This window comes from Candidatus Poriferisodalis sp., from assembly GCF_965205175.1.
Classification (GTDB): domain Bacteria; phylum Actinomycetota; class Acidimicrobiia; order Acidimicrobiales; family Poriferisodalaceae; genus Poriferisodalis.
On the sequence record NZ_OZ242038.1, the window covers coordinates 1280022 to 1295364 of the forward strand.

16 protein-coding genes and 1 CRISPR repeat array are annotated in these 15343 nt (G+C 66.1%); of the genes, 6 read left to right on the forward strand and 10 right to left on the reverse strand.

What is annotated here, in order from left to right; genetic code table 11:
• Positions 1-89: 89 nt before the first annotated feature.
• On the reverse strand, positions 90-1805 hold the full coding sequence (locus tag ACOGI4_RS05655; RefSeq protein ID WP_419842950.1) for a Ppx/GppA phosphatase family protein: 1716 nt from the start codon (positions 1803-1805) through the stop codon (positions 90-92).
• Between the two features lie 122 nt (positions 1806-1927).
• On the opposite strand from ACOGI4_RS05655, the gene ACOGI4_RS05660 reads away from it, so the two are divergent.
• From ACOGI4_RS05660 to ACOGI4_RS05670, 3 genes are all read left to right on the forward strand, one after another.
• Positions 1928-2338, forward strand: a complete 411-nt coding sequence (locus ACOGI4_RS05660) for an acyl-CoA thioesterase (RefSeq protein WP_419842951.1) — start codon at positions 1928-1930, stop codon at positions 2336-2338.
• Positions 2339-2422: 84 nt separating this feature from the next.
• On the forward strand, positions 2423-3673 hold the full coding sequence (locus ACOGI4_RS05665; protein ID WP_419842952.1) for an acyl-CoA dehydrogenase family protein: 1251 nt from the start codon (positions 2423-2425) through the stop codon (positions 3671-3673).
• Between the two features lie 104 nt (positions 3674-3777).
• On the forward strand, positions 3778-4548 hold the full coding sequence (locus tag ACOGI4_RS05670) for an SDR family oxidoreductase (protein ID WP_419842953.1): 771 nt from the start codon (positions 3778-3780) through the stop codon (positions 4546-4548).
• A 230-nt stretch (positions 4549-4778) separates the two neighbouring features.
• Positions 4779-5211: direct repeats of the CRISPR family, unit length 37 nt; unit sequence AGGTTGAGTGCCAGTCCCGCCGCGCGGCCGCGCAAGG.
• A gap of 1127 nt (positions 5212-6338) precedes the next feature.
• Here ACOGI4_RS05670 and ACOGI4_RS05675 read toward each other — a convergent pair.
• The 4 genes from ACOGI4_RS05675 to ACOGI4_RS05690 all read right to left on the reverse strand — a co-directional run bounded on the left by ACOGI4_RS05675 (position 6339) and on the right by ACOGI4_RS05690 (position 10454).
• Positions 6339-7910 carry a DUF222 domain-containing protein gene (locus ACOGI4_RS05675; protein WP_419842954.1) on the reverse strand — a complete coding sequence of 524 codons (1572 nt, stop codon included), beginning with the start codon at positions 7908-7910 and terminating at the stop codon, positions 6339-6341.
• A gap of 223 nt (positions 7911-8133) precedes the next feature.
• A complete protein-coding gene (locus tag ACOGI4_RS05680; protein WP_419842955.1) occupies positions 8134-9264 on the reverse strand; it encodes a Fic family protein in 1131 nt (376 codons plus the stop codon).
• A gap of 123 nt (positions 9265-9387) precedes the next feature.
• Positions 9388-10323 (reverse strand): crotonase/enoyl-CoA hydratase family protein, encoded by a 936-nt coding sequence (locus ACOGI4_RS05685; protein WP_419842956.1) that lies wholly within the window; start codon positions 10321-10323, stop codon positions 9388-9390.
• Between the two features lie 5 nt (positions 10324-10328).
• On the reverse strand, positions 10329-10454 hold the full coding sequence (locus ACOGI4_RS05690; RefSeq protein WP_419842957.1) for a hypothetical protein: 126 nt from the start codon (positions 10452-10454) through the stop codon (positions 10329-10331).
• 96 nt (positions 10455-10550) lie between these two features.
• On the opposite strand from ACOGI4_RS05690, the gene ACOGI4_RS05695 reads away from it, so the two are divergent.
• On the forward strand, positions 10551-10892 hold the full coding sequence (locus ACOGI4_RS05695; protein WP_419842958.1) for a hypothetical protein: 342 nt from the start codon (positions 10551-10553) through the stop codon (positions 10890-10892).
• 170 nt (positions 10893-11062) lie between these two features.
• Here the strand turns inward: ACOGI4_RS05695 and ACOGI4_RS05700 are convergent, their stop codons facing one another.
• Positions 11063-11755: an ATP-binding protein gene (locus tag ACOGI4_RS05700; RefSeq protein ID WP_419842959.1), complete on the reverse strand. Its 693-nt coding sequence runs from the start codon at positions 11753-11755 to the stop codon at positions 11063-11065.
• A 19-nt stretch (positions 11756-11774) separates the two neighbouring features.
• Between ACOGI4_RS05700 and ACOGI4_RS05705 the strand changes: the two genes are divergently transcribed.
• Together ACOGI4_RS05705 and ACOGI4_RS05710 are read left to right on the forward strand one after the other, a co-directional pair.
• Complete coding sequence (locus ACOGI4_RS05705; protein ID WP_419842960.1) at positions 11775-12017, forward strand: FitA-like ribbon-helix-helix domain-containing protein; 243 nt, start codon at positions 11775-11777, stop codon at positions 12015-12017.
• A gap of 5 nt (positions 12018-12022) precedes the next feature.
• A complete protein-coding gene (locus ACOGI4_RS05710) occupies positions 12023-12466 on the forward strand; it encodes a PIN domain-containing protein (RefSeq protein WP_419842961.1) in 444 nt (147 codons plus the stop codon).
• Between the two features lie 223 nt (positions 12467-12689).
• On the opposite strand, the gene ACOGI4_RS05715 is transcribed toward ACOGI4_RS05710, so the two are convergent.
• The 4 genes from ACOGI4_RS05715 to ACOGI4_RS05730 all read right to left on the reverse strand — a co-directional run bounded on the left by ACOGI4_RS05715 (position 12690) and on the right by ACOGI4_RS05730 (position 15318).
• Positions 12690-12953: a helix-turn-helix domain-containing protein gene (locus ACOGI4_RS05715; RefSeq protein WP_419842962.1), complete on the reverse strand. Its 264-nt coding sequence runs from the start codon at positions 12951-12953 to the stop codon at positions 12690-12692.
• 288 nt (positions 12954-13241) lie between these two features.
• Positions 13242-13625, reverse strand: a complete 384-nt coding sequence (locus tag ACOGI4_RS05720) for a hypothetical protein (RefSeq protein ID WP_419842963.1) — start codon at positions 13623-13625, stop codon at positions 13242-13244.
• A 157-nt stretch (positions 13626-13782) separates the two neighbouring features.
• Complete coding sequence (locus ACOGI4_RS05725) at positions 13783-14028, reverse strand: hypothetical protein (RefSeq protein WP_419842964.1); 246 nt, start codon at positions 14026-14028, stop codon at positions 13783-13785.
• Positions 14029-14157: 129 nt separating this feature from the next.
• Positions 14158-15318: an ATP-binding protein gene (locus ACOGI4_RS05730; RefSeq protein WP_419843096.1), complete on the reverse strand. Its 1161-nt coding sequence runs from the start codon at positions 15316-15318 to the stop codon at positions 14158-14160.
• Between the last annotated feature and the right edge of the window lie 25 nt (positions 15319-15343).

A 15343-nucleotide genomic window follows, 5' to 3' on the forward strand; every position in this document is an offset into this window, starting at 1 on the left:
ATATCTCCCGCGACCGGCCCCGGTCGCGAGCGCGGTGCCACTTCAGGCGCTGGTGCTCGCGGCCGGGGCGGTCGAGTTCTCGCCGAGATTCAGCGAACGCGCAACGATGCCTCGGCCGCATCAATGTGCGGCTCGGTCGATGCCCACGGCCCGGCACGTTCGGCGTTCGGTCGTAGTCCATTGGCGTCGCTGTGCAGCCCGTTCGTCGGGTGGATCGGCTTGCCGGATTCGGCGGCTTCAGCTTCGATCACGACGGTGCGTCTGGCCATCGCTGCGAGCAGGCCGCTGCGCGTCTGTGCGGTGAACAGCTCCACGGAGGTGTCGACATCGGGCGAGACGCGAACGACGAGGCGGAGTTCAGCATCGTGCGCCGGCGCGCCGTTCGACGCGGTGTCCGCCACGCGCACGCGGGTCACCACCTGACGATTCGAGCGATCCAGCCCGATGGCCACACGAAGCATGGCCGCCATCCAGCGCACCTTGTGCTGATCGATCTTGCTGAGCGAGGCAAACTCGGCATGCTTCAGCTTGGGAGCGCTCTTGCGGTGGTAGCGCGCCACCTGCGCGATGATCTCGATTTCTCGCTCGGTGAACCCGGTCAAGTGCTCGCTGTTGCGGATGAGGTAGTAGCTGTGGCGGTGGTGGGCGCTGTGGGAGACGAACACGCCGACGTTGTGCAGCAGCGAAGCCGCTTCGAACAGCTCGCGGTCTGCATTGTCGAGATCATGCAGCCGGTCGAGGCTGTCGAACAGCTCCAGCGCCAGGTCCGTGATGTGCTCGGCGTGGCGCACGTCCTCGTGGTAGCTGTTCGCCACATGCATGACGCCCGAGCGCCGCAGGTCCTCGAGGCGATGGAACGGGTCCCGGCCGGGTGCCGCTGAGCGACGCACCTGCTCGAAGAGAATGCCCTCGCGCAGTGCATAGTCGGAAACCTCCATGCGGCTGATGCTCAGCTGCGTGAAGATCTCCGCGAGCAGCAACGCGCCGCCCACGATGATGTCGGCTCGTCGCTCTTCCAGTCCGTCGATGGCCAGACGTTCCTGCGGGGTCTTGGCGGCGGCCAGCGCCTGAGCGAGTGATCGGAGCTCGGAGTCGGTGAACGACAGTCGCCCGGTGCGGCTGTCGCGGTCGCCGCGGCGCAGGGCGCACATGCGCGCCAGCGCGGTGATGGTCCCCGAAGCGCCGACCGCAGTCTCGAATCCGTGGGCGGCGATCTCACAGGGGAGCTGCCCGAGGAACGATCTGATGTAGCTGCGGCATTCGCGCACAGACCGCTTGCGTGTGCGACCTGCGGGGAAGAAACGGTCGGTCAGCCGGATCGAGCCCAGCTTCAGGCTGCGCAGCAGCAGCGGCGACCTGCCGTCGCCGAGGATGAACTCGGTGGAGCCGCCGCCGATGTCGATGACGAGGTGGCGCTTGTCCAGCAGTGGGACCGCTGCGAGCACGCCGAGATGGATGAGCCGAGCCTCTTCGACGCCGGAGACCACCTCAACCTCAACACCCGCTTCGGTGCGGGCCCGGCGGGTGAACTCGTCACGGTTGCCTGCCTCGCGCACAGCGCTGGTCGCCACTGCGGTCAGCGAGTCAGCACCGGCGTGCTCCGCGATGCGCCGCATCCGGCTGAGTGTCGTCATGCCGCGATCGATGGCCTCCGGCCTGAGCACTTTCATGTCCTCGCCGCCCGAGCCGAGCCGCACCGGTTCGCGCTCTCGTGTCAGCACCTCGAAGCGGCCTTCGTCATCGACGCTTGCGACGACGAGGTGGAACGAGTTGGTGCCCACGTCGATGGCCGCGACGACATTCACGTGCCGCAACGCTAGGGGCGCCGCTGCGTCAGCCCTGCTGATGGGCTGATGGGCCCGTGCCGCCGTCTGCGGCCTGGAGTGTGCGGCCCGCAAGCGGTGAGCGCCGACGTAGCGTGGCGTCGATGGCCACTCACGCGACCGAGCTGGTGCCGCGCTTCGGCGAGCTGGACCCGTACAACCACGTCAACCACGCCGTCTACGTGTCGTACTTCGAGGCGGCTCGTTGCTTGGCGCTGGAATCCGCCGACCTCGCCCTGCCGGATCTGTCGGACCAGGATGTGCAGATCGTGGTGACCCAGCTCGAAGTCCGCTTCCGTGAGCCTGCGACGGCCCGCGACACGCTGCGAGTCGAGACGGAACTCATCGAGCGTCGGCGCGCCAGCACCCGCTGGGCGCAGCGCATCCTGCGCGTCAGCGACGACGCGTTGCTGGTCGAGGGCCGGCTGACCGCAGCGATCTGCAGCAACGACGGCAAGCCACGGCGACCGCCGCTGGGTCTGATGGACAAGTTCGACGCGCTCGCTCCCGACTAAGCGGCCAGTTGCGGGAGACATCCGGCCGATCGCGTGGCAGACTCAGCGGAGAGCTGAGCCGCATCGCACCAGGGGAGCGCGCCGATGGATCCCACCTACTCCGAAGAAGCCGAGGACTACCGCGAGAAGATCCAGGCCTTCTTGGCCGAGCACCTGCCGGCCAACTGGGCCGGCATGGGCTCGCTCGACGAAGAGGCCCGCACGCAGTTCGCCGAGGAGTGGCGGGCGCTGCTGGCGGAGAACCAGCTGCTCGCGGTGTCGTGGCCGGTCGCCTACGGCGGTGCCGGGCTCAGCGAGGTCGAGCGCGTCGTGCTGGCCGAGGAGTTCGCCAAGGCCGGCGTCCCCGTCGGCGGCGCCAACGACGGGTTCGGCATCACCATGGTCGGCAACGCCATCATCGAGTGCGGCACCGAGGAGCAAAAGCGCCACTTCCTGCCCAAGATCATCTCCGGCGAGCATCGCTGGTGCCAGGGCTACAGCGAGCCCGACAGCGGCTCGGACCTCGCCAACTTGGGCACGCGCGCGGTGCTCGACGGCGACGAATGGGTGATCAACGGCCAGAAGATCTGGACCTCCAGCGGCCATACCGCCAACTGGATCTTCGTGCTGTGCCGTACCAACCCAGGCGAGGCCAAGCATCGAGGCATCTCGTTCCTGCTGGTTCCGGTGGACCAGCCCGGCGTGGAGATGCGCCCCATCATCAACATCAACAACCGGCACGACTTCAACGAGGTCTTCTTCACCGACGCCAAGACGGCGAAGGAGCACGTGGTCGGCGACGTGAACGACGGCTGGCGGGTAGCGAACGTGCTGCTGGGCTTCGAGCGCGGCCATGGCGCCACGACCGATGCGCTGCGCTTCCGGGACGAGCTGGACCGCATTACCGCAGTGGCCCTAGAGCGGGGTGCCAACTGCGACCCACTGGTGCGCCAAGACCTCGCGCACGCGCACGCGAAGGTCGAGATCATGAAGTGGATGGGCCAGCGCAACGTCACCAACGTGCTGGCAGGCAAGGCGCCTGGGCCGGAGTCGTCGCTGCACAAGCTGCTGTGGAGCGAATACCACCAGTGGATCACCGAGTTCTCGATGGGACTGTTGGGCATGGAAGCGACTGCTCCCAGCGGTCACCCATCGGTGAACGGCATCAATACCGACGCTGTCGGGGTTGAGTTCTCCTCGCTGGCGTGGGTGCAGACGTTTATGGGCGCTCGGCCGGGGACGATCTACGCGGGCACCTCGGAGGTGCAGCGCAACATCGTCGGCGACCGGGTGCTCGGCTTGCCGCGCGAGCCGCGTGCCGACGGCGGTCCGTGGAATCAGATCGGCAAGAGCTAGGCGCAGCAAGCAGAGCTCGGCGCGGCAAGCTGGGGTTTGGCAAGCCGAGTTCGGCGCGGCAGGCAAGCACGCACGCAGCACGCAAGCAAGCAGGGGGACTGTTCATGGAACTGCGACTCGACGGCCGCACGGCGCTCGTGACCGGCGGCTCTGCAGGAATCGGCAAGGGCATCGCCAAGGCCTTCGCCGACGCCGGTGCGAACGTGATGATCACGAGCCGCAAGGCGGACAAGTGCGAGGCTGCGGTAGCCGACATCGGCGGCGAGTGCGACTACATCGCCGCGCACATCGGCCAGCTCGACCAGGCCGAGCGTGTGCTGGGTGCCACCATCGAGCGCTACGGCTCGCTGGACATCTTGGTGAACAATGCTGCCACCAATCCGTGGGCCGGGCCCATGGTGGATTGCGACATGCCGCGGCTCGACAAGACCTACGAGGTGAACCTGCGAGCGCCGCTGCAGTGGACGCAGACGGCGTGGCGTATGTGGATGGCCGAGCACGGCGGCTCGGTCATCAACATCGCATCGGTGGGCGGCCACCACACCTCGGAGGCGCTGGGCGTCTACTGCATGTTCAAGGACGCGCTGATGCACATGACGCGCCAGCTCGCTGCCGAGCTGGGGCCGAAGGTGCGCGTGAACTGCATTGCGCCCGGTCTCATCCGCACGGACTTCGCGCGGGTGCTGTGGGACGGGCCGCGTGGACAGATGATCGCCGACCAGCTGCCGATGAAGCGGCTCGGCGAGCCGTCCGACATCGGTGAAGCCGCGCTGTTCCTCTCTGCTGCAGCGACGTGGATGACCGGCCACGTGATGGACATCGACGGCGGCGAATGCGTGAAGATCGCTGGGGAACTGCCCCTAGAGACCGGCTAGATGGCAAGCTAGACGTAACTTCGCGTGAGGTTCGCATGAGGTTGTGGACGCGTGATGCGGGTGCGCTGCTCGGTGCAGTACGTGCGGTGCTCGCGGTGCGGTGAGGTGCGGCTAGCACGGCACCGCCACTGCCTCGGCGGGCGATTGCAGTGGTGGCTGCAGTTCTGGTTGCATCGGGCTGTGCTGAGTGCTCGGTGCAGTGCCGGTGTTGGTTTCGGCTGGTGCCAGTCCGGTTGAGTGCCAGTCCCGCCGCGCGGCCGCGTAAGGTGCTCGATGCGCCAGCGTGCGTCGTCGATGGGTTGAGTGCCAGTCCCGCCGCGCGGCCGCGTAAGGATATGTGAGCCCGATGTTAGGCCCTATAGCGGTTGAGTGCTAGTCCCGCCGCGCGGCCGCGCAAGGTACTGTGCCCACGCGCATGGTGGCAACGCAGGTTGAGTGCCAGTCCCGCCGCGCGGCCGCGCAAGGTTTGAGAACGAGTTCTTTGACGCTATCGTAGGTTGAGTGCCAGTCCCGCCGCGCGGCCGCGCAAGGAGACCGCGCCGGCTTGCGCGCATGTAGCGAGGTTGAGTGCCAGTCCCGCCGCGCGGCCGCGCAAGGCAATACGCAGTAGTCGTGAAGCTTGTGCGAGGTTGAGTGCCAGTTCCGCTGCGCGGCCGCGCAAGGAAATCAGCAGCCCTTCCTTCATCTGCCGGTCACGCATCGACTGGCACACATCCGCCAGTTGTTGAGCAAGATCACTCCACGCTACGCACTCAATCCGGCCTGTCGTGTATCTGTCTTTGAAGCCTTGCTTCACAAGCAGCCACACGTTGCATACTAGTATCCCCGATTTAGTGCTGCTCGTTTTGTAATCGTCAGGATATCCGACTACGGTGATTGCATTATTCATTATCTGGCCTTCCCCATCTAAAAGGGTTGAACAAAGCGGAAGCGTCGACGTCTAGCGGCAGATCAGATTGGGGAGTGTGCAGCAGTTTCGGGCCAGGATAGTTCTGTGCTTCGCCTAACAAGCTTCGCGCATCTGCTGGCACTATGTCTGTTGACGGAATCCACACTGCCCTAAATTTTGCTACGAAGCCTTCTTCACGATCAACTGTGGCGGCACCGTAACGGGTGTACGCTAGTTGCAGTCGAGGATTGTCGGGGTGTGCTTCCATCCGCAAAATTATGGTGACATAAATTCCGCTCATTGTTGACTGCCTTCTTCTTGTTCTGCTGCTGGTTGTGTCTGATTGTCAAGGAACGCTTCCACTGAAGGCTGCGCTGTGTGCCATATTGCTGTTTCGGGCAGGTCAGCGAGTTTAGCGGGCAGCCGCTGCGCGGCTGCGTAGCGCGACCCGCAGTGCACCTGACTCGATATGTCGGTTGAGTGCGAGTTCCGCCAGGCGGCCGCGTAAGGATGGCGCGGAGTATTGGCTGGTGCCAGTCATGTTGGGTGCCAGCCCGGACAGCCGTGTCGCTTGGCATAGAGCTAGGTCTTGGCTGGTGCCAGTCATGTTGGGCCGAGTCGGAGGTGACCGCGTTCGTTTGACCGGCGTTCACGTTGGCGTGGCTCGGGGTGGGCTTCAGCATGGCTCGGGGGCTTTGGTTCGGGGACCGCTGCTCCGGCATTCATGTAGGTGGTGCCGTGGGCGGAGTTCGGGCTTGCGCACGGCTTCGCAGTGCTCGTGCCTCCGCCTCGGATCGTGCGGGCAATGGTCGGATGGATGAATGCCCGCCGTTGAACCACAATGAGCCGCGCCTCGGCCGCCGGATCGTGTGGGTAATGGTCCGGGGCGTGTCGCCTCGGTTCATGTGGGCGGTGCTCGGGTTGTAGTACTGACATTGGCGTCGGTGTCTGCTGCGGGTCGTTCGGTCGGCTCGCGTGCCTCGTCGCAGCTGGCGCCGATAATGCCCAGAGTTTCTGCTGCGGCTCGTTCGGTCGGCTCGTGCGCCGGCCGTTTGGCTGCTGTTATCGGTTTGACTGCTGGCAACTGTTTGGCTGATAGTTGCTCGGTTGATCGCTGCCCGTCTGATAGCTGCCCGACCAATGGCCGCTCGGCTGGTGGCCGTGTGCCTAGTGCTTCTTTCGCGGTCGACTGTCTCGCTGGCCGCGGCTTGGCCGCGGGTTGCTTGTTCGGCTGCTGTTTGGCTGGTGCTTGTGTTGCTGATGGTCGCGTCGTCGGCGATGCGTTGTTTGGTCGTGGTTTGTCGGGTGGTCGGAGGCGGTAGCGGCCGGTGTCGGGGTCGCGTTCGACAGTGAAGCCGTCGTGGTGGATCTTGTGGTGGTGGCAGTGGTGACAGACCGACACGAGGTTGTCGAGGTCAGTCACGCCGCCGTGCTGCCATTCGACGATGTGATGCGCGCGGCACAGTTCAGGCGCCGCTCCACAGCCGACGCAGCCCTGGTCGCGTACCGCAAGCGCGCTGCGCTGCAGCTCGGTGGCTGAGCGGCGGCGTCTGCCCATGCGCAGCTCGCCGGTTGCTTTGTCGAAGATCACAGGCAGCACGCCCGCGTTGACGGCGATCTTCGCGATCTCGCTGATCGGCACCGGCGTGCCGTTCGCGAGCCGGCCGTTGGCGAGTTGCTGGTTAACGGCGTCGTAGTCGGCGACGAGCACCAGCGAGGTGCCCGCAGGCCGCGCCGTGTCGGGCTCGCAGATGAGCTGGGCGATTGCGTCGGCGGTGCGCTGAGCCGGCGTTGTTCGCGAGTTCGGGTCTTGCCGGCGGAACAGCTGCCCTGCAGCCGCGTCGATGGCTGTGGTGATACGGGCGCCGACGATCGGGTCGAACTGGCCGTTGAGCACGGTCATGCCGGTCTCACGACTGGTGAACGCCCGCGCGCTTCGCTGGCTGCGCTGCCGCTCGAGCAACGATGCCCCGTCGTCACTGCTGCAGTCCGCGACATGACGGGCGACGATGCGACGGAACTCGTCATGCCCCTCGGACTTGGCGCGTGCGGCCAGGAACCTGTCGTCGACCGGCGCGTCCGCGGCGGCGCGGGCGATCATGCGTGCGTGCCCAGCCGGGATCGAGCCCGACGCCAGACCGTCGCGCGTCGCGTGCAAGTCGATAAGCGCGAGCGCGGCCGCTACGTCATTGCGTGCCGTTCGGCCTGACACTGCCAGCACGTTGGCTGCAGTGTGCGTGGCGGCGGTTTCGCCTTGTCGCCGGGCGACTTCGCTGAGCGCGGCAGCCTCGACCGCAGCCAGCTGCGAGCGGGCGCGGCTGACTTGGGTCAACCGCGACCGCAGCCCGGCGTCGCTGAGCCCAGACGCCTCGATACCGAGCCACGCATCCGGCAACACATCGGGCGCACCCGACACCGCCGCCGCAGTGCGGCCGCTGAAGCCGTGTTGCCCGCTGCGTTCACCGATCACCATGGAGGAGACCGTAGGGACGGGGTGTGACACGTTCGCCGGTTCGGGGCAGACCGGGTTGTGCGCTGAAGCGCCGTCGCCAAAGCTGTGCGTGTTGACGACGCCGTCGTTGTTGCAAGCGCTTCCCGTCGCCCCGCGTCCACCCGTCGCCCCGCGTCCAGTTGACATGAGGGCGACCGTAGGGGCGGGGTGTGACACGTTCGCCGGCTCGGCGCAGACCGGGCCGTCACTGGAACGGGTCGGCAAGCTCCCTGGGATCGCGTTCGGCAACCATGGCCTGACGCAAGGCGGTCAGCTGCGGAGCGGCTCGGTAGAAGCGCCCGCGCTTCTCGCCTACTGGCACGAGCAGGCCGGCATCGGTGAGGCGCCGCAGATCGCGACTGGCGCCTTCGTCGGTCAGGTTCTCCGTCATCGCTCGATAGGTCGCATTGCGCACCCGCAGCCCTTGGGCCGCCACTGCCAGCGCGCTGAGCGTGCGCTCCGGCAAGGAGAGCTGCTCCGCTGTGCGCTCCAACTCCTCCCAGAGCTGCATCGTCTCTCGCAGGCGCCGCAACTCGATGCGTCCTTGCCGCAGATGCGCCGTGAGCACGAACCGTATCCACGGCCGGGCGTCGCGCTCGGGATGCCACGAGCCGCCTCCCATCACGCCGAGCACGTCGTAGTACGCCTGCGTGTTCGCGCCCAGATACTCCTCGAGCGAGCCGAAGATTCGATCCCCGACGCCCTCGCGTGCCAGCACCAGTGATTGCAAGCAGCGAGCCATTCGCCCGTTGCCGTCGCGGAAGGGGTGGATCATGACGAGGTTGAGATGTGCCATCGCAGCCCGGACCAGTCCGGACTCGCTGGCGACGGGTTCGTTCAAGCTCCGGACCAGTTCGTCGACCAGCCGAGGCACGTCGTCGACGTCGGGGCCTCGGTACACCGTGACCTCACGAGCCTCGTCTCGCACGAAGATGTCGCCGATCCGCCACTGGCCTGGCCGCGCATCCATATCGGCACTCATCATGATGAAGTGCAGGCTGCGCAGGAGATCCGCGCTGTAGCTAGGGCGTGGGTCGTCTGCCAGTTGTCCGACGTAGGTCATGGCATCGCGATAGCCGACGAGTGCCCGCCGAGTGTCGTCGGTTGCATCAAGGGGATCGACGCCGTCGGCGACTGCGAGGGCATCGTCGAGCGACGCGTGGTAGCCCTCGATGCTGTTGGATCCCCGGCTGGCCCGACCGCGGGCCATGCGCCGCAGCAGACCGTGCCAACGTTGCGGTCGCCGCAGCCGGTACTGCAGCTGTTCGCGCAACTCGTTGATGTCGGCTTCGACTGAGCGCTCTGCTGCGTCCAGCTGTGGCGTCTCGAACAACATATCTGTAACTCGTATAGTGTCTGTGATGACAGCAGATACTATCTGACATGTGTGCAACTGGTAACTGGTTATCGACTGGCCGCCAGCTCTGTGGCACCGAAACCCGGGTGCGGCAGGCTGGTGTCAGCGGGGCCGTTCGCCGTAGTCGCCGTGCGGCGCGTCGCGCTCGGAGATGACCTGCCGGAAGCCCTTGGTCTGGAAGCCCTCGACCCAGCGGTACGCCTCCTCGGTATGGCGGGTCACGCCGTCGAAGAAGGTGCCCAGCAGCTGGCTGGTCCGCAGGCCCATGTTCTCGTAGGCCTGATTGATCAGCAGCTTGTTGAGCGCCAGCTGGTTCGCCGGGATGTGCGCGAGCCTGCGGGCGAATGCCGCGACCCGGTCTGCCAGCTCGTCGGGCGGGTACACGTAGGCGACCAACCCGATGCGGTGGGCTGTGGCGGCATCGATGGCGTCGCCGGTCAGCAGGTACTGCTTGGCGTGCTCGAGGCCCAGTCGGTACACCCACATCATCGTGGTGGGGGTGCCGTAGATGCGCGACGGTGCGTAGCCGATATGCGCGTCGGAGGCCATGAACAGCAGGTCGCAGCACAGGATCATGTCGGTGGCGCCGCCGATGGCCCAGCCGTGGATCTGCCCGAGCACGGGCTTGGGGCATTCCCAGATCTTCATGAAGCGCTTGACGTTGTGGCCCATGAACTGCCAGTCCCGCACTGGGTCCCAGGCACCTGCCCGGGGTGTCGGGCCCGGAGCGCCGTAGGGACTGCCCCAGGCATCATGCACCTCGTCGGCACTGGGAGCACCGGCAGCACCGGCTTCGCGGTCGTCGGCGGGGTTGAGGTCGTAACCCGCCGTGAGCGTGGGTCCGTTGCCGCGGATCACCACCGAGCGGATGTCCTGCGAAGCCGTGGCGCGGTCGATGCCGTCGGCCACGCCGGCGATGACTCGCTCGGTCAGCGTGTTCATGCGCTCTGGCCTGTTCAACGTGATGAACGCGACCGTGTCGACCTCGTCGTAGAGCACTACTGGCGCTGCAGTCGGGTCCTGCGAGGCGGAAGCCATGCCCGTCAGCTTGGCGCCGCGCCGCTGAGCTGTGCGGCAGTCCGCTGCTCGCTGCACAGCAACTCGACAACCCGCAGACGCTCCTCGGTGACCGGGATCTCGTCGGGCAGGCAGAGCACGTCGGCCGTCACGTACGCGATCGGCCCTTGGCTGCCCTAGCCGATGACACCGAAAGCGCTGAGCCAGATCGGCAGTGTCACGGTGATAATGGTGCCGGTCAGCCAGTAGTGACGCTGGCGGGCGGCGCGGAGGTCTTCGGCTCGCTGCCGTGCGTGTTCGGCGCGATCCTCGGCTCGTTGCCGTGCGTGTTCGGCGCGGTCTTCGGTTCGCTGTCGTGCGTGTTCGTCGCGGTCCTCGATCCGTTGGGCGGCCTGTTCGGCGCGCAGCGTTTCGAGACCGCTGGTGAGGTCGCCTTTGGTGGCGAAGCGCGACAGTTCAGCGGAGAGGTGTTCTTTGGTGACCAGGTCCGGCAAGGGCGCGGGCGCCAAGTGAGCCATCATGAACTCGGCTGTCTGCTCGTCGGTCTGTTCACGCAGCCAATTGTAGATGCGGGTACGGAGGTGTTGTGACATGGCGTGCTCCTGTGAGCAGTCGGTCGAGGGAGCATTCAGCCTAAGTTCTGGCACATCAGCTATTTCCATGTATTTTCCATACAATCAACAGCGGCAATCCGGCTTCGACTCGTCCGTCGCAGGCGCCGGGTCAACCAGCGCCGCACAAACACGGTGCGCTGGCCGTGTCAGCGTGGCGAGGACCACAGCGAGTCGATGGGTGCCAGGAACAGCCGGTCGCCGATCTTGAGGTGCGCTTGGCCGGTGTGCAGCAACACGCCGGCCCGGAATGCGCCCGGCGACGCAGCGTCTAGGCGGTCGCGCAGCCATGCCAGATGAGCCGTGGCGCTGGGCGACGGCGACTGCGAGGCCTTGATCTCGACGGCCACTGCCGAACCGTCGCGCCATTCCAGCACGAGGTCGACTTCACGGCCGTCGCGATCTCGGTAGTGCCGCAGCGTCGGCGACATGGGATGTGCCGAGGCTTGGCGGGCGATCTCGCCGACCACGAATGTCTCCAGCACTGGGCCCGCTGAGGTGGACATTGGCTGCGTCAGGGATGCTGCCGAAGCGCCCAGCAGGGCAGCGGTCAGTCCGGAGTCGGTGAGGTGGATCTTCGGGCACCGCACCGCCCGGCCCAACGTGTTGTGTGACCATGCGGGATGTGCTTCAACGACGAAGACAGCGCGCAGCCATTTCATGTAACGGGTCAGAGTGGGTCTGGAGACGCCGAGACGGCGTGCCGCGTCCGCCACGTTCAGCGTGGTCGCGGTGCGTGCAGCGATCCACGCCAGCAATCGGTCCATGGCGGCCTCGTCGTCGAGCGAGGCATAGGAACGGGTTCGTGCCGTGCGCCGTTGCTCGCTATGATTGCAATGCAATCACCTAGTAGGCGGAGCTGTGGCAAGCATCACCATCCGAAGGCTCGATGAACACGTCAAGGCCGGTTTGCGTGTCCGGGCGGCGGTACATGGATGTTCGATGGAGGAGGAAGCCCGGCGGATATTGCGTGCCGCCGTGGAATCCGATTCAGTGTCCGCGGATCTCGTCGCCCAGATCCAGCAGGTCGTCGCACCGCTTGGCGGTATCGAGTTGAGCATGCCGGCGCGTGAGCCGGCACGCGAGCCTCCACGGCTCGGCTGAGCGGCGTGTTCGTCTTGGACGCCCATGTCATCTCGGAGCTGATTCGTGCCGAACCTGATCCGGTCGTGGCCGCTTGGGTCGCAAGTCAGGCACCGACCTCCCTGTTTCTCACAGCAGTCAATGAAGCAGAACTGCGCTTCGGCGTCGCGATCATGCCCGCAGGAGCACGTCGCGATGCCATTGAAGCAGCGATCGACGACATCTTGCGCAGGCACTTTGCGGACCGGATCCTTGTGCTCGGTAGCCGGGCTGCGGCCGCATACGCCGCTCTTGCCGCTCGCCAGCGTGCCGCCGGCCGCTCGGTGCAGCAGCTGGACATTCAGATCGCAGCGATCGCCGTGACGCACAACATGGCGCTCGCGACACGAAACGTCGCCGACTTCGCTGGCTTGGATCTCGAACTCATCGACCCTTGGGCGGTGCCCGAGCGTCGCGCCGCCGGACGGTGACGAGATGCGACGCTGCTCTCGGCGGTTCTTGGCAGCGAACCTAGGTGCTGATCTTACAGCGAATTCTCAGTATCTCCCCCCGGGCCGATAGCCGAGTTCGTTCAACGGGCGACGATCTTGCCGGTAGAGGTGCTCAATGACCCGACGACCCCATGCGTCGGGTGCCGTGGCGGCGATGCATCCAGGGACCCACACGAACACGGTGTGCGGATGTGGATGGCGCTCAGAAATGGTCGTTGACGGCATGTCGGCGCACCCGCGAAGGGAGCAGCGCGAGCCGAGCGTCGATGACTTCGGCCTCGCGGGCAATGGTGTCGTCGCTGTGGTCGAAGAGCCGCACGCCGACGAGCGCTGCGGCTTGGAGCGCCGTGCCCAGAGCGACGCTGAGGTCGCCGCGTTCGACCTTGCGGAGGGTGGTTTCGCTGACACCGGCTCGTTGCGCAAGTTCGGCGAGCGTCCAGCGGCGTTCGCGCCTGCCGAGGGCCACGCGCCGTCCCAACATCTGCGCCGCCTGCGAAGCATGTCGGGATAGCGGATCTGCAGCAGCCATTTCGATAGTATACTAGAGTTTAGGACCTATGCACGTCAGCATTGCACCCATCGAGCGCGATTTGCTGACGCGACCGCGAGTGCGTACCCGCCGCGTCAGACTTCGCCGCTCGGTTGATCGGCCTGTCGGTCGCGGCCACGAACGTCAGGTCGGAAGCTGATTCGCTCCCTACGCAAGACGGCAGGGGCTGGCCGACGTGGCGGCCGGGGCCAGTTCAGGCTCGGTCTAGCTGACGATGCCGAAGGTGCTGAGCACACTCGGCAGTGTCACGGTGATGATGGTGCCGGTCAGCCAGTAGTGACGCTGGCGGGCGGCGCGGAGGTCTTCGGCTCGCTGCCGTGCGTGTTCGGCGCGGTCTTCGGCTCGTTGCCGTGCGTGTTCGGCGCGATCCTCGGCTCGCTGGGCGGCCTGTTCGGCGCGCAGCGCTTCGAGTCCGTTGGCGAGGTCGTCCTTGGTGGCGAAGCGCGACAGTTCGGCGGAGAGGTGTTCCTTGGTGACCAGGTCCGGCAGGGGCGCGGGCATCAGACAGGCCATGAGGTATTCGGCGGTTGGCTCGTCGGTTTGCTCACGCAGCCAAGCGTAGACGCGGGTACGGAGATGTTGTGACATGGCGTGCTCCTGTGGGCATTCGGTCGAGGGAGCAGTCAGCCTAGATGCTGGTACTTCAGCCATTTCCATATGTTTTCCATGTAACAGACAGCGGCAATCCGCCCTCTTTGCCACGCACGCAGCGGACCGTCCCGAGTGGTGCCTGTCTGAGGATGGCCTAGGTGCGCACACCGATGTCGCACTGAGCATCGCCGCATTCGTCACCCACCGATGCGCACCCCAAGGCATCTCCTCCGCAGTGCTCTCGCGCTTCGAGCGTCGTCGTGACCTGCTGGATGCCCCGCACGACGCGTGCCCCGTCGTGCCGTCCGCAGTGCTCTCGCGCTTCCAGCGTCGTCGTGACCGGTGCGAGGCGGCACTCGCCGGCCCGCTTCGGCACAGCGCCGGACCGGCCGAACCTCATGCGGACCTGCCCTGCCGCGCTTGAGCGACAGCCCGCCATGACCTGCCTCGCAGCACCCGCGTCGCGCCGGGCAATGCGGGCCGCTGGTTGCGCTTGGCGCGGTCGGCTGTCAGGCGGGCAGGCAGGCAGTCACACCTCCAAGGGGCGTTCGTCCGTCAACAACTCGACGGCGCCGATCGCAGTGATGCGTTCGCCCAGCGGGAACCGGTGCGTTCCCGCATGCACGACGTACAGATGGCTGAGTTCGAGGTCGGCAAGGGCTGAGCGCATCGCCCGCGTCACAGCAGGACGCTCCGTTCGCTTGATCTCGAATCCCAGCACTTGACCGTTGATCTCCAAGCGCAGATCAAGCTCGGCGCCCCCGTGGGTCGACCAGAACGCAGGTGCAGTGGTCACGCCGTCGCCGCAGCGCATCAGGATCTGTTCGAGTACGAAGCCTTCCCAGCTCGCACCCAGGCTGGGGTGACGTTCGAGTCCCATCATGTCAGGGATACCTAGCAGCCGGTGCAGCAGGCCGGAATCGCGCAAGTAGTACCTGGGTGACTTCACCTGTCGTTTGGAGATGTTGGCGAACCAGGGCTGCAGACGACGAATAACGAGAGCGTCCGTGAGCGCGTCCAGATAGCGGCGCACGGCAGCCACTGGCACATCTATCGACCGTGCCACCGCCGCGCCATTCCATGTCTGGCCGTGGTAGTGAGCGACCATCGTCCAGAACCGTCGCATGGCCGCGGCCGGGATGCGGTAGCCTAGGTTGCCCAAGTCGCGTTCGAGAAAGGTCGTGATGTAGTCGTCGCGCCATCGATTCGACGCGGCAGCGTCACTGGCGAGGTACGACGGAGGCAGACCTCCCCGCAGCCAGAGTTCGTTCAGTGAACCCCCGCCGACGTCACCCAGACGGAAACCGGTGAGCTCGACGAAGCTCACACGCCCGGCGAGCGACTCGGCGCCCAGCCCTGTCAGCTCCGGTGCGGCGCTGCCCAGCACGACGAACCGGCCCGGTCGCCGGTCATGGTCCACCAAGACTCGCAGCGATTCGAAGAGTTCCGGCATTCGCTGCACTTCGTCGATCACGACAGTCTCGCTGGGCTCGCGCAGCGCCAGCATCGGTTCGGCGAGGCGAGCCCGGTCGCGGTAGTCCTCCAGATCGAAGAATGCCGCTGGCGACGGGTCGATGATGCGGCGCGCCAAGGTAGACTTGCCCGCTTGGCGCGGTCCGGTGAGCAGCGTCACCGGAGCATGTGCAACGGCAGCGCGTAGAGCGGCAGCGTCTGTCGGACGGGGAACCAACCTCACCAGACACACTGTATCCTTG

Excerpts from the sequence above, each read along its gene's own strand:
- ACOGI4_RS05720 (WP_419842963.1), bottom strand. The coding sequence starts at position 13,625 with ATGTCACAACATCTCCGTACCCGCGTCTACGCTTGGCTGCGTGAGCAA.
- ACOGI4_RS05675 (WP_419842954.1), bottom strand. The coding sequence starts at position 7,910 with ATGGTGATCGGTGAACGCAGCGGGCAACACGGCTTCAGCGGCCGCACT.
- ACOGI4_RS05665 (WP_419842952.1), top strand. The coding sequence starts at position 2,423 with ATGGATCCCACCTACTCCGAAGAAGCCGAGGACTACCGCGAGAAGATC.
- ACOGI4_RS05685 (WP_419842956.1), bottom strand. The coding sequence starts at position 10,323 with ATGGCTTCCGCCTCGCAGGACCCGACTGCAGCGCCAGTAGTGCTCTAC.
- ACOGI4_RS05670 (WP_419842953.1), top strand. The coding sequence starts at position 3,778 with ATGGAACTGCGACTCGACGGCCGCACGGCGCTCGTGACCGGCGGCTCT.
- ACOGI4_RS05660 (WP_419842951.1), top strand. The coding sequence starts at position 1,928 with ATGGCCACTCACGCGACCGAGCTGGTGCCGCGCTTCGGCGAGCTGGAC.
- ACOGI4_RS05725 (WP_419842964.1), bottom strand. The coding sequence starts at position 14,028 with ATGAGGTTCGGCCGGTCCGGCGCTGTGCCGAAGCGGGCCGGCGAGTGC.
- ACOGI4_RS05680 (WP_419842955.1), bottom strand. The coding sequence starts at position 9,264 with ATGTTGTTCGAGACGCCACAGCTGGACGCAGCAGAGCGCTCAGTCGAA.